General features: G+C 68.4%; 6 protein-coding genes. 1 reads left to right on the top strand and 5 read right to left on the bottom strand.

Features of this window, described 5'->3' with window-relative positions; genetic code table 11:
* Positions 1 to 143 precede the first annotated feature (143 nt).
* On the top strand, positions 144 to 341 hold the full coding sequence (locus E5Z01_RS18490; RefSeq protein ID WP_167758015.1) for a transposase: 198 nt from the start codon (positions 144 to 146) through the stop codon (positions 339 to 341).
* A 256-nt stretch (positions 342 to 597) separates the two neighbouring features.
* On the opposite strand, the gene E5Z01_RS18485 is transcribed toward E5Z01_RS18490, so the two are convergent.
* The 5 genes from E5Z01_RS18485 to E5Z01_RS18465 form a co-directional block, all read right to left on the bottom strand.
* Positions 598 to 1,218, bottom strand: coding sequence for a cation efflux transmembrane domain-containing protein (locus tag E5Z01_RS18485; RefSeq protein ID WP_135230721.1), 621 nt, complete (start codon positions 1,216 to 1,218; stop codon positions 598 to 600).
* 1,074 nt (positions 1,219 to 2,292) lie between these two features.
* Positions 2,293 to 2,829 (bottom strand): signal peptidase II, encoded by a 537-nt coding sequence (gene lspA, locus E5Z01_RS18480; protein WP_135230720.1) that lies wholly within the window; start codon positions 2,827 to 2,829, stop codon positions 2,293 to 2,295.
* Positions 2,820 to 3,614, bottom strand: coding sequence for an undecaprenyl-diphosphate phosphatase (locus tag E5Z01_RS18475; protein WP_135230719.1), 795 nt, complete (start codon positions 3,612 to 3,614; stop codon positions 2,820 to 2,822). The genes lspA and E5Z01_RS18475 overlap by 10 nt, the downstream gene beginning before the upstream one ends.
* 43 nt (positions 3,615 to 3,657) lie before the next feature.
* Complete coding sequence (locus E5Z01_RS18470) at positions 3,658 to 4,038, bottom strand: ArsR/SmtB family transcription factor (protein ID WP_135230718.1); 381 nt, start codon at positions 4,036 to 4,038, stop codon at positions 3,658 to 3,660.
* Complete coding sequence (locus E5Z01_RS18465) at positions 4,035 to 4,286, bottom strand: glutaredoxin family protein (protein ID WP_135230723.1); 252 nt, start codon at positions 4,284 to 4,286, stop codon at positions 4,035 to 4,037. The genes E5Z01_RS18470 and E5Z01_RS18465 overlap by 4 nt, the downstream gene beginning before the upstream one ends.
* Positions 4,287 to 4,319 lie beyond the last annotated feature (33 nt).

Below are 4,319 nucleotides of genomic sequence, written 5' to 3'. Positions count from 1 at the left end.
CCACCCTCAGACGAAGCCATCAATCCGCAGCTCTTCTCCGCTTGCGAGAGGCGATGCAGCAGGTGGCTTGAGAATCAAGCCACCTGCTGAGCTACTCCGGCCTCACTCAGGTTAAGTTGCCAGAACCGTCGGTGGCCCTTCGGTTGTTTCTGCCGGCCGCCTGGACCAAGGCGCCGGATCGCTGCGAGCGGGTTGGCGTTCCCAAGGAACGCCAGGATCATCGAACCAAGCTGAACATTGCGCTGGAAGAAATTGACCGCCTGCTGGATCTGGGAGTGCGTTTCAAAGCGGTCCTGGCCGATGCAGGGTATGGCAATGGAGCCAGCTTTCGTCAGGGGTAGAGTGCCCGCGGATTGTCATGGGTGGCGGGCATCCAACCGCACCAGAAAGTCTATTCCTTGGACGTGCAGGTGTCCCAGGTGGTGCGGACCCACAAGCGATCATCCGTTACAGCCCCTCCGCTGCGCTTCGGTGCCTCCACTCCTATCCGTCACCGCTTTTCCTTCTCCCTCCGGTCAGGTGAATCAGTTGCTCCATAACTGATTAGCCGGAATCCTTATCACAGCTGGTTCACGTTGCGCTGCGTTCACGTCAGGGTCAAAGGGTTCCGGGGGGTGCCTTTTCATCCGCCTCCGCCGCTTCAGCGAGGATCTCCCGGCCACCGTTGGCGGCGATGGCCGAGACCAGCACCCCCAGGATCAGGTCCGGCAGGTTCGAGTCCAACCACAGCACCAGCGCGCCGGACAGCACAATGGCCAGGTTCACCAGCGAGTCGTTGCTGGTAAAGATGGACGACGCCTTGAAGTTCACGTCCTCGCCCTGGTGGCGCTTGAGAAGGCGCAGGCAGACCAGGTTCAGCCCGGCGTTGACCGCCGCCATGGCCATCATGGCGGGACCGATCGGCGCTTCACCACCGAAAAACCGGCGCAGCACTTCGGCGAGCAGCAGCACGCTCAGGCCAATCAGGAGCCAGCCGGACAGGCGCGCGGCGCGCACCTTGATGGTGGCGGCGCGGCCCACCGCGTACAGGCTGACCCCGTACACCGACGCGTCTGCCAGATTGTCGAGGGCCGCGCCGATCACGGCGGTCGAGGACGCCCAGTGGCCGACCGCAACCCCCATCAAGCACTGCGCGAGGTTGATCAGCAGCACCAGCCACAAGATCCGGCGGTCGGCGGCCTGGTTGGCGTCGAGGCTCTGTTCGTCGTTGTCACTCATGGGAATTCACCTCTGGTCAGTTCCGTCATTCGCGGCGGGTGCGGGGGCCGCTTGAGGGCCCTTGTTGATGCACGCTGAGCTCCGGGGGCAGGTGGCGGGCCGGCGATACCGCAGCAACGGGTGGACGGCGCGCAGCGTGGGAATCCGCCTCACCGCCCGCCAGGCGAGCCGCTCCAGGGGGCGCAACCGGGCGAATCCGGGACGGTCCAGCAGGCCCACGTGCTCCAGGCGTGTCGGGTGCGGTGCCCACGCCCTCCCTTCTCGGGGACCGCGCAGACCCCTCCGCAGCTGCGCGCCTGACGCCTGCAAGGCTGGGGGCCACGCGCCCAGACGCGTCCCCAGTGGACGGCGGGCATCGAACCGCCGTTCACCGGGGGCCAACGGCCCGCTGAGCCGTGTGGCCAGCGCACGGACGTCCGCCTCCAGCAGGTCCGTCAGGAGGCCTGTGGCGCCACCCCGCGTTGGCCGGTCTGTTGGCCTTTGGGTCCGCCCCAGCCCCCCGGTCACCGGCGCGCCGGTCCATCGGTGCCCGGGGCCTTCTGTGCGGGGGTCGACCATGCGGCGGAGCGCGGTGCCCCCCGGCAGGTCCAGGTCGAACCCGCGCACCTGAAGCGACGGACGAACGCGGTCGACCCGGCCGTCCAGCCCGCACCCCAGGTGGAGGGCCGTGGCCGCTGGATGCCGCGTGGGAAAGGCGGTGGTCGACGGGTCCAGGTGCCGCGCGCGCAGGGCCCGGCAGAATGCTTCGCCGCGCAGCACGGGCACCGTGGGCACCGTCCGCCCCAGGCGGCGCAGCACCTGCGCGGCCGCCCCGCCGGGCCGTATCGGCTCAGGCCACGCGTTCTGCCGGGCCTTGGCCACCAGCGGAATGGGGCGGGTTTCCTGCGCGGGGGTGAGCGGCACGGCGCCGTTCATCCTCCCCCTGTCGCGTGGACGCGGCGCCCAGCGCCACGGGACACCCGCCAGGTGCTGACCCTGGCCGCGCCGCGACCCGCAAAGAGTGAACGCCTCCTCACCGCGTGGACCGCTCAGGGCCCGGTCTTCAGGGTGGCTGCTGGCGGTCATGCGGGCCGCCTACGGGGACCGGCGCTGGGCACTGGCCGGCGAGGCGGGCGTCTTGCGGCGGAAGCTGAGCAGCAGGAGCAGCGCGGTCCCCGACACCACCCAGACGTCCGCCAGGTTGAAGATGGGGAAGTTGCCCTGCCCGAGCCGCTGCGTGACGAAGGAAAAGGTGTGGGACGACAACGTGTCCACCACCTTGCCCAGCCGCCAGCCGTCCAGCGCGTTGCTGAGCGCGCCCCCGGCAATCAGGGTGAGGGCCACACCTGTCAGCGGCGCAACGGGGCGGCGCAGAAGGTACACGACCAGCCCGGTGCCCACCACCACGCGGAGCGCGGCGAGCGGAAGGGCCGCGCCCGAAAAGAGGCTCCACGCCGCGCCTGTGTTGTACACCAGTCCCAGGCTGAGCACCCCCGGGATGAAGTCGCGAAACTCGCCTTCGGTGAACGTCTGCACCGTCCAGACCTTGAGCGCCTGGTCCAGCACGACGCACAGCAAGACGCCCAGAAGATACGCCGGGCCTCGCCAGCGCGCGGATGCCGTCAGCGCCATAACGCCCACCCCAGGATGGCGAGGCCCGCCAGCATGCGGTACACCGCAAAGCCCCGGAAGTCGTGCCGGGCAACGTACTTCAGCAGCCAACCGATGGCCAGTAGCGCCGTCACGAACGACACGCCCATGCCGACGAGCAGCGGGCCAAGCTGCGTGCTGTCCAGCGCTTCCCGCCCCTTGATCAGCGCGTACAGGGTGGCCAGGCCGAGCGTGGGGATGGACAGGTAGAACGAGAACGCGGTGGCGGTGGGCCGGTCCAGTCCTGTGAGCAGACCGCCGATGATGCTTGAAGCACTCCGGGACACGCCCGGAACCAGCGCGAGGCACTGGGCGCACCCCACGATCAAGGCCTGACGGGGGCTGACCTGCGTCAGGCCGGTGGTGCGGGCCGCGAACGTGCGGCCCTCGATCACCCACAGCGCGGCGCCGCCGAGCATCAGGGACAGGCCCACGGTGACCGGGGAGAACAGGTAACGCGTGATGGCGTCACTGAACAAGAAGCCCAGCGCAGCGGCCGGAAGGAAGGCCAGGGTGACGCCCAGCCACAACGTGCGCACCTCGGGGCGTTCTGGCAGCGCCCGGGCCTGACCGGACAGGTCACGCCAGTAGTACGCGACGACGGCCAGCACCGCCCCCAGCTGAATCGCGATCTCGAAGGTGCCGCCCGCGTCGCGGAACTTCAGCAGGTCAGCGGCGACGATCAGGTGGCCGGTGGACGATACCGGTAAAAACTCAGTGATGCCCTCAACGAGCCCGAGGAAGGCGGCAGAAACGGTGGTGTTCAAAGGGAGGGGTCCTTGGGAAGGGGGGCGGAACCGGCGCCGGTTCTCACATGGCTTCGGCGTGCTGCAGCATGTCCGCGATGAGGCGCGTGACGTGGGTGCTCGCCAGTCGGTAGTAGGCGATGCGGCCCACCTTCTTGAAGGTCACCAGGCCCAGGGCGCGCAGGTGGCGCAGCTGGTGGCTCATGGTGGACTCGTTGATGCCCGCAATCACGGCCAGATCGCACACGCACAGCTCTTCGAGCGCGAGGGCAGACAGAATGCGCAGCCGCGTGGGGTCCGACACCACCTTGGTGAGGGTGGTGGCGCGTTCAATCAGCGCGTCGCTCGGCAGTTGTGCCAGGGCCCGCGCGACGGCGTCCGGGTGAACGCAGTGAATCTCGCAGTCGGCGGCGCGCTCAATCTTCACGTCTGGTGTGGTGGTCATGCGTCATTCTCTCGCAGGGCGGCCTCCAGGAAGGGACGTTGATCGTCAAAGGTGCCAAAGAAGGCGGCCTCGCCAATCACCGTCACGGGCGCGATGCGGACCTTCGCCCTGGCCTGCATCTCAGCCAGGGCTGATGGGTCCTCACGGACGTTTTTCTCGGTGTAGGGCACCTGACGCGCGCCGAGGAAGCGTTTGATCGCCTCGCAGGACGCGCAGCCAGGCACGGTGTAGATGGTCACGGTCTTTATGGGAAACCTCCAGGTCGGCCGAGGACAGGCAGG

The sequence above is a fragment of the Deinococcus fonticola genome (assembly GCF_004634215.1).
GTDB classification, from domain to species: Bacteria; Deinococcota; Deinococci; order Deinococcales; family Deinococcaceae; genus Deinococcus; species Deinococcus fonticola.
Note: the sequence above shows the minus strand (reverse complement) of the source record. Positions and strands in the feature narration are given on the sequence as shown.